A 12,694-nucleotide genomic window follows, 5' to 3' on the forward strand; every position below is an offset into this window, starting at 1 on the left:
TAAACAAATATTAAAGAGGACACAGATTAAAAATGTGTCCTCTTTTTTTATCCTTATTATATATTGTTTTAAATTTCAACTTTCCCCTCTCCTATTACGATCAAAAGAAAAAAAGAGCAACACTTATTTGTGCTACTCTTTTTAAATTCATTTTATTTATTTTGTCGTACCATTTTCAGTTAATTTATAAGGTAAGGTAATGTGTAGCTCATCTGTCTCTTCTTTATTCATTAATTTTGTTAATAAACGCATCGCTACAGCTCCCAAGTCATACAACGGTTGTGTTACTGTTGTAAGTTTTGGTCTTGATAAATCAACTAATGGTGAATTGTTTGAAGTAACAATTTCAAAATCTTCTGGTACTTTTATGCCCTGTTCGATTAATTCATTCAACAATGAAATTGCAATCCGATCATCTTCAACTGTTGCAGCTGTAACGCCTAAATCTGTTAAACGATTTACTAAGTCCGCAGCATCCAATACATTTAAATCGGCTGATGTTCGAATAATGAATGACTCATTGTAGTTTAAGCCTGCATTTTCAATGGCTTCTTTATAACCTTCTGCACTTATTTTTTGCTTTTTAGACTCCTTATCAATTCCAAGTAAAGCAATATTTTCATGGCCATTATCAATAAGCAATTGAGTCGAATCTTTAATCGCTTCTTTATAATCAATGACTATGCTTGGAAGTTCATTGGTTTCATCAATCGTTCCTGCTAAAACGACAGGTGTGTCCGTCAAATCAATTTCTTTGGCCACTTCATCACTTAACTGATGCCCCATGAAGATTATACCATCCACTTGTTGAGCTAAAATGGTATTTAACACTTTTATTTCCTTTTTTGAATCCCCATCTGAGTTTGCTTGAATGATATTGTAATTATACATTGATGCAATATCGTCTATTCCTCGAGCTAAAGAAGAAAAGTATAAATTCGTTACATCAGGTATAATTACCCCAACGGTTGTTGTTTTCTTACTAGCTAATCCTCGAGCTACAGCATTTGGTCGATAATTTAATCGATCAATAACATCTGTTACTTTTTTTCTTGTTGAAGGTTTTACATTTGGATTTCCATTAACGACTCGGGATACAGTGGCCATAGAAACGCCCGCTTCACGAGCAACATCATATATGGTGACAGTTTGTTTTGCCATCTCATGTCCTCATTTCTTTTTCTTATTAAATTTTTAGATTATATTTACAGACTCTACTTTAACAAAGTATGAAAAGATTTTCAATCTTAATTAATCGCTTTCATCTATTTTATGAAAATAATCGTACGAATTTTCATAAAATGATGAATATCTTTCATTTTTAGTAAGTTAGAACTATAATAAGAATAATATAAAAGAGAAGGAGTTCGAAAATATGAAGCAACAACTAAATAGTTTACAAGATTATATGATTTCAGAGAATATTGATGTGGTTTATTTAGATAATCCAAATGCGGTAGCTTATTTTACCAATTTTGAAAGTAATCCGCATGAACGAATCGTAGCTTATATTGTTACTCAGAAAGATCACTTTTTATTTGTCCCTGCTTTAGAAAAAGAAGAAGCAAAGAGTCAGTCGAATGTAGAAAATATTTATACTTACAATGATGAAGAAAATCCTTGGAAGATTATTGCAAAAGAAACTTCTAAATTAGTGAATGAAATTAACTTCTTTTGTATAGATGAAACAACATTGACTGTTGAAAGATACAATAAACTTAGCCAAGCATTCTTAGATACTCAACAACCAGATCATACAATCTCTTCTGAAGATATTGGCTCCATCATCGACCAAATGCGTGTAGTAAAAACATCCAATGAAATTGATAAAATGATGGCTGCAGGTGAATTAGCGGATGAAGCTTTACAAATCGGAATTGATTCATTAGTTGAAGGGATTACCGAACAAGAAGTTGCCGCAATAATTGATATGGAGATGAAAAAACGAGGCGTTTCAGAAATGAGTTTCTCTACTCTCGTCCTCTTTGGTGATCATGCAGCGAATCCGCATGGAAATCCTGGCGATCGCAAATTGAAACAAAATGAATTTGCCTTGTTTGATTTAGGGGTCATTTATAATGGTTACGCAAGTGATGCTACTCGAACGATTGCTTTTGGTGAAGTGAACGAAAAAGAAAAGGAAGTTTACGAAATCGTCTTAGAAGCGCAAAGAACGGCTCAAGAAGCGGTGAAACCTGGAATGCGTGCAGGTGATCTTGATCAAATTGCACGTAAAGTCATTGAGGATGCAGGATATGGTGAATACTTTAATCATCGCTTAGGCCATGGAATCGGAAAAACAGCCCATGAATTTCCAAGCATCCATGGTTCCAATGAAACGATATTAGAACCCGGCATGTGCTTCTCCATCGAGCCTGGAATTTATATTCCTGGCGAAGTCGGGGTTCGCGTTGAAGATTGTGTATATGTAACTGAGGATGGTTGCGAGCCATTTACACTCATGGATAAAGAATTGTATACATTAGTTAAATAAGTCTACTATATTTATTATCCATTCCGTTAGTTTCTCAAATTAACGAAGAATAAAAAGCACTTCATTTATCATGCAGAGTAAGCTCTGGGAAAAATGAAGTGCTTTTTAATTTATGGATTAGCTTTCTTAATTGTAAGAGGTTCGTAAAAAATGAATTAGCTAATTAAAAATATGAAATAAAAATGGCGCAGCTAATATAGCAAGCGCACCTATAAAACTTGCAAATAATATTTCAGTTACTTTTCTTCTGGTCTCTTCTTCCATAAAACTTCGCTTTTCAAATTAAGTATAATGAAGCACTATTTTGATGTTAAGTAAACTTGTCTTAAAGCAAAGCAAACTTGTTATTTTGAGTTTTAATTTCAAATAACTTGACGCGAGAATCTTCTTGGTTAAAGACAATTCATTTATCTTAACGTGAGAACACTCTTAGTTAAAGATAATCCACTTAACTTGACGTGAGACCCATCTAGCGTAAAGTTATTCCAGATATCTTGACGTGAGAACACTCTCAGTTAAAGATAATCCACTTAACTTGAAGGGAGATCCGTCTAGCGTAAAGTTATTTCAGATATCTTGACGTGAGAGCCTTCTTGATTAAAGACAATCCATTTATCTTAACGTGAGAACCCTCTTAGTTAGAGATAATCCAAATATCTTTTATCAAAAAAAAGACAAAAAATAAAACACCCTAAAAGAGTTTTTTTAAACTTCTCTTAGGATGCTTTCAATAATAGGATTAAATGAAAATTTTAATTAAACACCATACCGCCGTCAATGACTAAGGATTGGCCGGTCATGTAGTCTGAATCTGATCCGGCTAGGTAGGAAACACAAGCTGCTACATCTTCTGGAACAGAAAGACGTTTTAGAGTGATATTTTTAGCAAATTGATTCATTCCCCATTCGAACGATTCTCCTGCTTCATCAGCTACTTCTTGAGCAATGCCATTCATCATCGGTGTTTTAACAATTCCAGGGCAAAAAGCATTCACTGTAATACCAAGATCAGCTAAATCTTTTGCAGCTGTTTGAGTAATTCCACGAATAGCAAATTTGCTTCCACCATATACTGCAAGTTCTGGATTACCAACTTGACCAGCTTGAGAAGAAGCATTAATGATTTTACCGCCATGTCCAAGTTTTTTAAATGCTGCTACTGCTGCTTGAATTCCCCAAAGTGTTCCACCAACATTAATATCAAAAACTTTATGGAAAATTTCAGGTGTGATGCTTTCAATTGGTGTAGAAGGTCCGATACCTGCATTGTTAACGACTACATCTAATTCTCCTAATTTTTCCACGGTCTCTTCAACTGCGGAAAAGACTTGATCTCGATCAGAAACATCTACGCTTATAGCAATCGCATCTCCACCTTGTTTTTGGATGTTATCCGCTGTTTCTTTAGCTGTCTCTAAGTTAAGATCTGCACATGAAACTTTAAAACCATCAGAGGATAGTCTTTCTGCAATCGCTCTTCCAATTCCTTGCCCTGCACCTGTGACAAAAGCAACTTTGTTACCTTTAATATCTTCACCCATTTTATTTTCTCTTCTTTCTATTCTATAGTATGTAAATATTTTATTCCTATAGTTTTTTGTTGTCAAGCATTCTTTGTTAATACTTGCACAAGTCATCATTAAAAAAGACCGAAGTCATTTTGACTCCGATCTCTTTTAGCAAAGTTCTTTTATTTCTTAGCTTCTATATTGATAAGTGTTATATTTTTGACCTTTATCATTATATTTGTCTTTTAAGGAATCTGTAGTTTCTTCAACTGCTTTTTCTGCTTTGTCTGCTTTTTTCTCGAATAATTTCTTTGTTTTGGAGACCACATCATCGGTTTTATCTCCAGCTAAGTTGAAATATTCAGAAGCAGATTTTTCTACATCATCTACCATCTGCGAACCTTTTTGCTTTGCCGTATCTAAATAATCATCCGCTTGTTCAAGTGTCTTACTTGTTCCTTCGCTAATATCTTTTCGAAGATCTTTTCCGGATTTAGGTGCAAATAATAATGATGCAATAGCTGCAGCTGCAGCACCAACTACCGCTCCCATTATAAAGCCTTCTGCTCGGCTTTCATTTCTAATTTTATCAATCATTCTTGGCACACTCCTCTTTCAAAATGACTCTTAAAGTCTAGAGACTTTTTCTCCAACTTTTCGTGAAATACCGATTGTTGAACCTTTTTTTGCGCTTCCACTTAACTGAGTTGTTAAGTTTTTCGTTGCATTATTCAGTTCAGATACAGATAAACCTAAATCACCTACTGCTTTAAACAATGGATCGGTTAAACTCAATTTACCATTGACGTCATTTAAAGTTGTATTGGATTTATTCAATAAACCCTCTACTTCAATCAATAAATGATCCGTATTCTTCGTTAGTACGGTGATCGTTTTGTTTACTTCGTCTATCGTAGTATTCAATTCTCCTATCACACTACCAGCTTTGAAAATAACTACTGCTAAGGAAATAGCAAGAATTGCAAATGCGATTGCGGCAATTAATCCAGCAATTTCTCCACCCGTTAAATTCATACTAATCACTCTCTCTTTTAATTAATTTCTACAGTTAGCATACCATTATATAATTGAGTTTTGCAAATTATACAGCATCAGAAGTGAAAAAACATTTCTTTAAAGAAGGATTTCAAAACTTTTTAAATTCTAAATTAGATTACTGCATTTAAAGATTATTATTGATAGAATGAATAAAGAGATTCAATTATAAACGTTAACTATTGGAGTGTTGTAGATGATGTATGTAGCAAGTACTTTAGAAGAATTAGATGAAGTTCCAAATAAGACCTTTATTGAAAAATTAATTGCTTCATTTGATTGGGAAGATATTGTAAGAAAAGGAATTTTAATTTCTGTAAGATTACTTTTTACTTTATTCGTTTTCTTTGTCGTCAATCTTATCGCAAAATGGGCGATTGAAAAAGGCTTTAAACGATTCATAAAAAAAGAACATCAAGGATCTAATCGATATGAAACGATTTATAGAGTCGTTAAAAATGTTTACCATACGGTTTTTTATTTCTTTTTGATCTATACCGTTTTAGAAATATTCAACTTTCCTGTAGGTACCTTACTAGCTAGTGCGGGAGTTGTTGGTTTGGCTGTATCTTTAGGAGCTCAAGGATTTGTTTCTGATTTGGTCAATGGTTTTACCATATTAAGCGGAAGACAATTGAATATTGGGGATGAGGTAGAAATTAATGATATCTCGGGAACCGTGATTAATATTGATTTGAGAAATGTTCAAGTCAAAGATTTTGATGGGACCATGCATTATATTCCAAACCGAGAAATTACCATTATTAGCAATCGCTCAAAAGGAGATATGCGAGCCATGGTGGATGTTCGTCTCTTTCCAGATACCGATGTAAATAAAGTACGAAAAGTTGTAAAAGATATGAATACTCAATTAGTCGCGGATTTTCCAGAAATTACAGTTCCTCCCAAAGAAATTCTCTTTGTTTCTAACGATAAAAATCAATTAACAATGCGTGTCATTATGTATACAAAACCCGGCGCACAATATAATGTAATGTTTAAATTCTATGAAAGCTATGTTTATACATTATCTAATGCCGGCATTGATTTACCATATGGAGATATCGATTTACAATAATAAATTCTAAAAGAATCCAGCATATCATTGTATGCTGGATTCTTTCATCTTCTCTTCGACTATACTCTTTCTGCTTCTCGGTCTTTCACATCATAAACACGTTCAAAATTATGAACAATTCGATTGGTGCCCGTTAAAATTTCTTGACGAGTAATAATTCCAATGAGGACCTCGTCGTCATCAACAACCGAAATAAAGGCAGTATGTACCAACATTCTCAATATATCTTCCAATTCAAAATCCATGGTTACAACGGGGAAATCTGTATCCATAATTTCTTCTACTTTTATTTCTCCTAGCTTATCAAAGCGAACATCTTCAATATCCATTATAGCTTCTATAATAACAGGCATTGAAATCAGACCTTTTATTTTAGATTTTTCATCAATCACGGGAACTACTGAATATTTATTAGTTGTCATTAATAATAAAGCGTGATCTAAAGTATTAGACGTCCCAACTACGGCCACTTCATTTGCTGGTTTGACTAACGAATCCATATCTTCAATCAACATTTTTTCCATTCGTTTACTAATCATTGTATTGCTCCCTTTCAAAACCTATACCTAAAAATTTAGTTTAATTTTTGAAATAGGTCTTCAATTTTATTATGATTCCAGTCATAAAAAGTTATATATTCATCCTCATTATTTTTTTCATAGATTGCATAAGAGCCTTCTCTAAGTGCTCCTCTAGGTTGTGTAATACTTCCAGGATTTATAAAATAGACACCCTGTTCTTTATCTACTTTTGCAATGTGTGTATGTCCGTAAAATACAATACGTGCATTATTTTCTTTAGCTAATTCAGTTAAAGGTTCAAACGAGAATTTCACTTGATGTTGATGCCCATGGACAACAATAAATTTTTCACCTTCAACGGTTTCCACGCGATAATCTGGAAATTCATTTCGATAATCCATATTTCCATTTACCGATTTAAACGTTTTCCATAAATGATGTGAAGATTTAAACTCCGAATCTCCACAATGGAACCAATAATCGACTTCATCTTTATATAGATGAATTAATTCCTCTAAACTACTTTCATCTCTGTGATTGTCACTTACAACTAGTATTTTCAAAACAAAATCTCCTTTACAGTAGATAGTTTCTCTTTACAACCATCCATCTAAATGTTCTTCTAATTGCTCAATCGCTTTAGCGCGGTGGCTGATTTTATTTTTTTCATCGTTACTTAATTCGCCCATTGACTTTTCTAAGTTTGGAACATAAAAAAGAGGATCATAACCAAAGCCATTGTCTCCTTTAGGCGCACACAAAATAAAACCTTCTACATTTCCCTCTACAAATAAAGGTTCTCTGTCAGGTCCTACCAATACTAACGTACAATGGAAGTTGGCTTTTCGTTCTTCTTTTGGAATATTTTCTAATTCTTTTAACAGCTTTTCATTATTTTTTTGGTCATTGCCATGTTCACCGGCATAACGTGCAGAATAAATGCCCGGTTCTCCATTTAACGCTTCGACTTCAAGTCCTGAATCATCCGCTAAGACAATCGTATTAAGTTCTTCAGAAATAGCTGCAGCTTTTTGTAGCGCATTTTCAGCGAATGTATTTCCAGTTTCTGGTATTTCTCCAATTTCTGGAAAATCATGAAGTGTTTTAACTTTATAACCATACGCATCAAATAAATTTTTAAATTCTTTTGCTTTTCCTATATTGTTTGTTGCAATAATAATTGTTTTATTCATTTATTTACTAGCTCCTTGAGTGGCAAATGTTCCACCCGGAAATTTTTATTGTCTAACCATTTTTTTGCCATTTCTTCAAATTTTTCTGCTAAACCTGTGGTATAAAAAATATGTTCTTTTGGTTGGCTCTCCTCTTCATTTAGTAGATTTTCTTTAATTAAAGTCTGCTGAACGAGGAGAGCTGTTTCAACACCAGGATTAATTAAGGTGACCTGCTCACCAAAATAATCTCGAATATAAGACTCTATCAATGGAAAATGAGTACATCCTAAAATAAGAGTATCCATATCCACTCGATTAAAGGCTTTTAACGAGTTTTCAACGACTTCAGTGATTTCATTTGAATTTAAATTATCTTCTTCTACAATTTTTACAAAAGGTTGACAAGCTACGCTTTTTATTAAAGTAGATTGGTTAAGTTGTTTAATTTTATTCTCGTATTCTTCGGAATGGATGGTGCCTTTTGTACCAATTACACCAATTGTATTATTTTTCGTTGACTCTACGGCACTCTTACTCCCTGGCTCAATGACACCAATCACGGGAATATCTAATTCATTTTGTAATACATCTAGTGCTGCGGCTGTTGCAGTATTACAAGCAATGACTAATAATTTTATCTTTTTTGTTTGTAAGAAATTGGCTAGTTGTCGGCTGAAATTCCTTACTTCATTTAAAGGACGAGAGCCATAAGGATTTCTTGCGGTATCACCAATGAAGTAAAGCTGTTCGTTTGGTAATACTTTCATCACTTCTTTAATGACACTGAGTCCTCCAACTCCAGAGTCAATAAATCCTATTGGTTGATTGTTCATGTTGCACCCCATCACTTTATAATCTAATCTATCAAAATATGTAGTCTTATTTTACCAAAAATAGAGTGAAATAGAAATCGAACCAGCGTTTTTAAACAAATATTCGCATGAATTTCATTGAAAATTAGCTATCTCTTAAAGAATATTTCATCGTATTTCTTCATTTCACAAAAAGAAAGACCATATATGAAGATATCCATACATGGTCTTTTATAGCTATTCAATTAATTGTATTGGCTTAGTACTTCTTCGATTTGTTCTCTTGAATGTAAACCAATTAGTGTATCGACAACTTCCCCATCTTTTTTAACGAGTAAAGTAGGAATACTCATAATTCCAAATTGTCTAGCTGTTTCAGGGTTCGCATCCACATCAATTTTATAATAGTTGACTGAACCATCTGAATCTTCAGCCATTTCATCTAGAATAGGTGATTGCATTTTACATGGTCCACACCATTCTGCCCAAAAATCTGTAATTGAAACACCTGAAGCTGTTTCTTGTTCAAAAGTTGTGTCTGTAACTTCTTTCATCATAATAAATCCCCCTAAAAGAATATGTTAAATTGTTTTTTTACTCAACAAATAGTGTAGCACGAAATATTTATTATTACCATCAATCTGTTTCAGACGAAAGTTATTTAAAAGACACGATCGTTGCTCCTGTTCCTCCTTGATTGGCGGGAGCCGTTTGGTAGCTATTCACTCGTGGGTACTTGCTTAATGCATCTTGTACTGCAGAACGAACAGCACCTGTTCCATGCCCATGAATAATGGTGACTTTTTTATAATTAGCCAACAAGGCTTGGTCGATGTATTGATCTAGTTTAGCCAAGGCAGCATCGACACGTTCTCCTCTTAAATCTAATTCAGGTCGTACAGAACTCGTGGACCCATAATATGTGGATTTTGTGGGTTCTTTTTCATTTTCTGAAGCAGATACAGCTAAGTCTTCCTCAGGTAACCGCATTTTCAGCATACCCATTTGAACCACCCATTCATCATCAATCTTTTCAACTAAAGTACCCGTTTGTCCAAGAGAATGTACAGTCACTGTCTGCCCTTCTTTTAAGGATTGCTTTTCTTTTTCGCGTTGCAAGACTTTATTTTGTTGTAAGTTGGCTTCTTCTTGTCTTAAACTCGATAACTGGGTCTGTGCATCAATAAATTCGTGTTCTTTAACGGCGGGTGCGTTTTCTGACTCTAATTGTCTTTGACGGAGGTCTGCAATAATATTGTCTGCTTTACGTTTCGTGTTTGCGACAAGTTCGTTGGCCTCTTCTTGAGCTTTTTTCTTTAAGCTTTCCTTTTCTTGTTCATAGGTTTGGTAAGCTTCAGCTAATTCTCTGTGAAGTTTTTCAGCTTCTACTAGGCGTCGACGTAAATCGATTGAGGTTTGTTCGGCCTCTTTTTGTTTTTGATCTAAATCACTAATCATTTGATCAACGTTTTGGCTTTCACTACTCATAAGTGATCTTGAATTTTCAATGACTTCTCGGTTCATTCCTAGTCGATTCGCAATCTCAAAGGCATTACTTCGACCAGGAATCCCCATTTTAAATTTGTAGGTTGGTTTTAGGGTTTCGATATCAAATTCCATACTAGCATTCATGGTTTCTGGACGATTGTAGCCATAAAGTTTTAATTCTGGATAGTGAGAAGTCACCATCGCAAAACTTCCAATAGCACCTATCTTATCTAATATCGAAATCGCTAAGGCTGCCCCTTCTTGTGGGTCTGTACCTGCACCGACCTCATCTAAAAGCACTAAACTCTTTGAATCAAGTACTTCAAATATAGACACAATGGTTGTTAGATGAGAAGAAAAGGTAGACAAACTTTGTTCAATCGATTGTTCATCTCCAATATCCGATAAAATATGATGAAAGACACCAATTGAACTTTCTTCTTCGACCGGCAAATATAAACCAGTTTGTCCCATCAACTGGAGCAAACCCAGTGTTTTTAAAATGACCGTTTTTCCTCCGGTATTTGGACCTGTTACAATGACTGTTTTATAGCGATCTCCTAGTTGAATATCATTTGCAACAACTTCTTCTTCTGGAATAAGCGGATGTCTGGCACTAAAAAGTTGAATATCATTTTCTGGATGCACTTTGGGACGGGTTGCTTTCATTTCTCGCGCATATCGTGCTTTTGCTTGCAGAACATCCAGTTTAGTTAAGATCTTTAGGTTGTTAATAATTTCTGCAGAATAAGGCACAATTTCCTGGCTTAATTCCATTAAAATACGATCTATTTCGTGTTTTTCTTCACTTTGAAGTCGCTTAAGTCGATTGTTTAAATCAAGGACACTTTGCGGTTCAACATAGAGTGTCTGTCCAGAGGAACTTTGTGCATGAACGACTCCGCCAAAAACATTACGACTATCTGCTTTTGCAGGAATAACATAGCGATCATTACGCATAGTAATAATATTATCTGTCAGATATTTTGCTTGACTACCACGAACAATATTATTCAGTTTCTCACGAATTCCACTTTCCGTTTGACGGATACTGGTTCGAATAGATTTTAATTTTGGACTTGCATCATCCACTACTCCTCCACTGTCCGTTAAGGTAGCAAATATTTTACGTTCTAGCTTAGATAGAACAATCATCTCATCCTTAATGGCATACAGGTGATTCAACTTGATTTCTTCTTCTTCAACATCTTGAAAGAAGTCAAAAATTTCACGAACGCCTTTTAACAACTGTCCAATTTGAATAACTTCTTGTCCCGCTAGTACAGCACCAATTTCCATTCGTTTTAAGTGAGGACGCACATCATAAAAAGTCCCTAAAGGAATGCCTCCCTTTAGACGATATAAATTAACAGCGTCATCTGTTTCCTCTAATAAGTTCACTACTTCTGTTCGTGTTTTAGATGGTTGGATTTTTTTAGCTTTTTTTCTTCCTAGTTCTGAAACAGTAAACTCACTTAATTGGTCAATGATTTTATAGTATTCGAGAGTTTTCATTGATTTTTCGTCTATTTGTTTCATTTTTTCACTCCGTAATCTTTACAAAAAAATGGTGTCGCAAAGCATTTTTTCCATCCGCTGCAACACCTTTTGTTTTATTCTTCATTTCCTTCTTCGTTCTCTTCTTTCAAAAAAGGTTCAATCGTAAGCGGTGAACGCTCCTCTTCAACCTCCTCATACGTTTCAACAATAAATCGTTGATAATTGCTATTGGTTAATTTGGGCGTGGAAGTAAGCATCGTGCGCGCTACAAAGCTATCTGCTATTTGTTCTTGCACAACATCGTAGGGAATCAGTGACAAAAAGAAGAGAATATAAAAAATTCCTACATAATTTACAACTGCGCCAAGCACTGAACCACCTATACCACTAAATGGTTCGGGCGCTTCAAATTGATTCACTGTATATGAAATCAACTTTGCCAAGAATCGGACAACCAACCACCCAATGAAAAAAATCAACAAGAATGAAATCAAATAATAATAAGACATACTCAACGTTAATATAAAACGTTCATCATAAAAATAATATGGATTTCCTTCAGGTAAAAAAGGTGTAGGATAAGGAACTAATAAAAATAAATATTCACTTAAGGGACGATAATAATCAAAGGCAAAAATAAGTGCAATTACATAACCAATTGTTTTTAACAATTGTAAAATTACCCCATTTTTGTACCCGCTATAAGCCCCAATAAATAATATAAATAAAATCAATAATGTCATCATATTGTTTTCCCCTACTTAACTACGTTTTTCATTTTTGTTTAACTCATTCATTTCTTCTTCAAGTTGAATCATTTGATTCTGATAATCGATTTGATCAGAAATAGCATTTACAGCAACTAAAATTGCTTGCTCTTCTTTTGAGAGATTGTTTGAAAGTTCATCCAACTCTATTAATTGCTTATTAATCGTTTCAGCCACTAGTTTTATATGTGCAGTCGACTTATTACTTATAATCGTATACTCTTTATCATCAATCATAACTTTGGCTCTTCTTTTTTCTGTTGTCATTTACACATACCTCTCTAGACTATTTACT

14 protein-coding genes are annotated in these 12,694 nt (G+C 34.2%); 2 read left to right on the plus strand and 12 right to left on the minus strand.

Annotated features, from left to right (window positions below; genetic code table 11):
* Nucleotides 1-156: 156 nt before the first annotated feature.
* Nucleotides 157-1,161 (minus strand): catabolite control protein A, encoded by a 1,005-nt coding sequence (ccpA, locus tag BUB96_RS02480; protein ID WP_073295848.1) that lies wholly within the window; start codon nt 1,159-1,161, stop codon nt 157-159.
* 214 nt (nt 1,162-1,375) lie between these two features.
* Between ccpA and BUB96_RS02485 the strand changes: the two genes are divergently transcribed.
* A complete protein-coding gene (locus BUB96_RS02485; RefSeq protein WP_073295851.1) occupies nt 1,376-2,494 on the plus strand; it encodes an aminopeptidase P family protein in 1,119 nt (372 codons plus the stop codon).
* Between the two features lie 752 nt (nt 2,495-3,246).
* Here the strand turns inward: BUB96_RS02485 and BUB96_RS02490 are convergent.
* From BUB96_RS02490 to BUB96_RS02500, 3 genes are all read right to left on the minus strand, one after another.
* The gene (locus BUB96_RS02490; RefSeq protein WP_073295855.1) at nt 3,247-4,035 is read right to left on the minus strand and encodes a (S)-acetoin forming diacetyl reductase; all 789 of its coding nucleotides are present in this window, start codon (nt 4,033-4,035) and stop codon (nt 3,247-3,249) included.
* A gap of 156 nt (nt 4,036-4,191) precedes the next feature.
* Nucleotides 4,192-4,599 carry a YtxH domain-containing protein gene (locus BUB96_RS02495; RefSeq protein ID WP_073295860.1) on the minus strand — a complete coding sequence of 136 codons (408 nt, stop codon included), beginning with the start codon at nt 4,597-4,599 and terminating at the stop codon, nt 4,192-4,194.
* A 30-nt stretch (nt 4,600-4,629) separates the two neighbouring features.
* Nucleotides 4,630-5,037, minus strand: a complete 408-nt coding sequence (locus BUB96_RS02500) for a DUF948 domain-containing protein (protein ID WP_073295864.1) — start codon at nt 5,035-5,037, stop codon at nt 4,630-4,632.
* A 217-nt stretch (nt 5,038-5,254) separates the two neighbouring features.
* Here BUB96_RS02500 and BUB96_RS02505 point away from each other — a divergent pair, with 217 nt between their 5' ends.
* A complete protein-coding gene (locus BUB96_RS02505) occupies nt 5,255-6,136 on the plus strand; it encodes a mechanosensitive ion channel family protein (RefSeq protein ID WP_073295867.1) in 882 nt (293 codons plus the stop codon).
* 59 nt (nt 6,137-6,195) lie between these two features.
* On the opposite strand, the gene cbpB is transcribed toward BUB96_RS02505, so the two are convergent.
* From cbpB to zapA, 8 genes are all read right to left on the minus strand, one after another.
* Nucleotides 6,196-6,675 (minus strand): cyclic-di-AMP-binding protein CbpB, encoded by a 480-nt coding sequence (gene cbpB, locus BUB96_RS02510; protein WP_073295872.1) that lies wholly within the window; start codon nt 6,673-6,675, stop codon nt 6,196-6,198.
* A 35-nt stretch (nt 6,676-6,710) separates the two neighbouring features.
* The gene (locus BUB96_RS02515; protein ID WP_073295875.1) at nt 6,711-7,220 is read right to left on the minus strand and encodes a metallophosphoesterase; all 510 of its coding nucleotides are present in this window, start codon (nt 7,218-7,220) and stop codon (nt 6,711-6,713) included.
* Between the two features lie 33 nt (nt 7,221-7,253).
* On the minus strand, nt 7,254-7,850 hold the full coding sequence (locus tag BUB96_RS02520) for an XTP/dITP diphosphatase (RefSeq protein ID WP_073295878.1): 597 nt from the start codon (nt 7,848-7,850) through the stop codon (nt 7,254-7,256).
* A complete protein-coding gene (gene racE / locus BUB96_RS02525; protein WP_073295881.1) occupies nt 7,847-8,665 on the minus strand; it encodes a glutamate racemase in 819 nt (272 codons plus the stop codon). The genes BUB96_RS02520 and racE overlap by 4 nt, the downstream gene beginning before the upstream one ends.
* Before the next feature lie 224 nt (nt 8,666-8,889).
* Nucleotides 8,890-9,201 carry a thioredoxin gene (gene trxA, locus BUB96_RS02530; RefSeq protein ID WP_073295884.1) on the minus strand — a complete coding sequence of 104 codons (312 nt, stop codon included), beginning with the start codon at nt 9,199-9,201 and terminating at the stop codon, nt 8,890-8,892.
* Nucleotides 9,202-9,301: 100 nt separating this feature from the next.
* Entirely contained in the window at nt 9,302-11,662 is a 2,361-nt protein-coding gene (locus BUB96_RS02535) for an endonuclease MutS2 (protein ID WP_073296002.1), read from the minus strand.
* An 83-nt stretch (nt 11,663-11,745) separates the two neighbouring features.
* Nucleotides 11,746-12,378 carry a CvpA family protein gene (locus tag BUB96_RS02540; RefSeq protein ID WP_073295887.1) on the minus strand — a complete coding sequence of 211 codons (633 nt, stop codon included), beginning with the start codon at nt 12,376-12,378 and terminating at the stop codon, nt 11,746-11,748.
* A 15-nt stretch (nt 12,379-12,393) separates the two neighbouring features.
* On the minus strand, nt 12,394-12,666 hold the full coding sequence (zapA, locus tag BUB96_RS02545) for a cell division protein ZapA (RefSeq protein WP_073295889.1): 273 nt from the start codon (nt 12,664-12,666) through the stop codon (nt 12,394-12,396).
* Nucleotides 12,667-12,694: the final 28 nt, after the last annotated feature.

The sequence above is a fragment of the Atopostipes suicloacalis DSM 15692 genome (assembly GCF_900129085.1).
In the GTDB taxonomy this organism is placed as follows: domain Bacteria; phylum Bacillota; class Bacilli; order Lactobacillales; family Carnobacteriaceae_A; genus Atopostipes; species Atopostipes suicloacalis.

What these genes read in the sequence shown, in the direction of transcription:
- cbpB (WP_073295872.1), bottom strand. Translation starts at nt 6,675, where the DNA reads ATGATTAGTAAACGAATGGAAAAAATGTTGATTGAAGATATGGATTCG.
- BUB96_RS02495 (WP_073295860.1), bottom strand. Translation starts at nt 4,599, where the DNA reads ATGATTGATAAAATTAGAAATGAAAGCCGAGCAGAAGGCTTTATAATG.
- zapA (WP_073295889.1), bottom strand. Translation starts at nt 12,666, where the DNA reads ATGACAACAGAAAAAAGAAGAGCCAAAGTTATGATTGATGATAAAGAG.
- BUB96_RS02505 (WP_073295867.1), top strand. Translation starts at nt 5,255, where the DNA reads ATGATGTATGTAGCAAGTACTTTAGAAGAATTAGATGAAGTTCCAAAT.
- BUB96_RS02500 (WP_073295864.1), bottom strand. Translation starts at nt 5,037, where the DNA reads ATGAATTTAACGGGTGGAGAAATTGCTGGATTAATTGCCGCAATCGCA.
- BUB96_RS02540 (WP_073295887.1), bottom strand. Translation starts at nt 12,378, where the DNA reads ATGATGACATTATTGATTTTATTTATATTATTTATTGGGGCTTATAGC.
- BUB96_RS02490 (WP_073295855.1), bottom strand. Translation starts at nt 4,035, where the DNA reads ATGGGTGAAGATATTAAAGGTAACAAAGTTGCTTTTGTCACAGGTGCA.
- ccpA (WP_073295848.1), bottom strand. Translation starts at nt 1,161, where the DNA reads ATGGCAAAACAAACTGTCACCATATATGATGTTGCTCGTGAAGCGGGC.
- trxA (WP_073295884.1), bottom strand. Translation starts at nt 9,201, where the DNA reads ATGATGAAAGAAGTTACAGACACAACTTTTGAACAAGAAACAGCTTCA.
- BUB96_RS02485 (WP_073295851.1), top strand. Translation starts at nt 1,376, where the DNA reads ATGAAGCAACAACTAAATAGTTTACAAGATTATATGATTTCAGAGAAT.
- racE (WP_073295881.1), bottom strand. Translation starts at nt 8,665, where the DNA reads ATGAACAATCAACCAATAGGATTTATTGACTCTGGAGTTGGAGGACTC.
- BUB96_RS02520 (WP_073295878.1), bottom strand. Translation starts at nt 7,850, where the DNA reads ATGAATAAAACAATTATTATTGCAACAAACAATATAGGAAAAGCAAAA.